The following is a 525-nucleotide window of genomic DNA, read 5'->3' as shown; positions in this document are numbered from 1 at the left end:
CTCGTCGACGACGCTGTTGCGCAGCACGCCGATGCCGTCTGCCTCGACCTCGATGACGTCGCCCGGCTTCAGCCAGATCGGCGGCTCGAAGCGGGCGCCGGCGCCCGTCGGCGTGCCGGTGACGATGATGTCGCCCGGCACCAGCGTGGTGAAGGTCGAGACATAGGCGATAATCTTGCGAAACGAGAAGATCATCCGGCTGGTGCGGTCCTGCTGGCGGATTTCGCCATTGACGCGGGCGGTCAGCGCGATGTCGGCGATCTGCTCCGCGTCGGTGAACGGCACCAGCCAAGGGCCGATCGAGCCGCTGCGGTCGAAATTCTTGCCTTGCGTGACGTTGAACTTGGCATGCCGCACCCAGTCGCGGATGGGGCCTTCATTGCACAGCGACAATGCCGCAATATGGCTGAGCGCGTTGGCCTCGGCAATGCGCCGTCCCGCCTTGCCGATGACGATGACGATTTCGCCCTCATAATCGAGCTGCGGGGATTCCGGCGCCCGCACCAGCGCCGCGCCATGGCCGAC

At 65.9% G+C, this 525-nt stretch carries 1 protein-coding gene; it reads right to left on the bottom strand.

The window, feature by feature from the left end:
- Positions 1 to 525: fumarylacetoacetate hydrolase family protein (locus tag EOA22_RS36805; protein WP_164756344.1), on the bottom strand; the 525-nt coding region annotated here is incomplete at both ends.

This window comes from Mesorhizobium sp. M7A.F.Ca.US.014.04.1.1, assembly GCF_003998745.1.
Taxonomy (GTDB): Bacteria; Pseudomonadota; Alphaproteobacteria; order Rhizobiales; family Rhizobiaceae; genus Mesorhizobium; species Mesorhizobium ciceri.
Note: the sequence above shows the minus strand (reverse complement) of the source record. Positions and strands in the feature narration are given on the sequence as shown.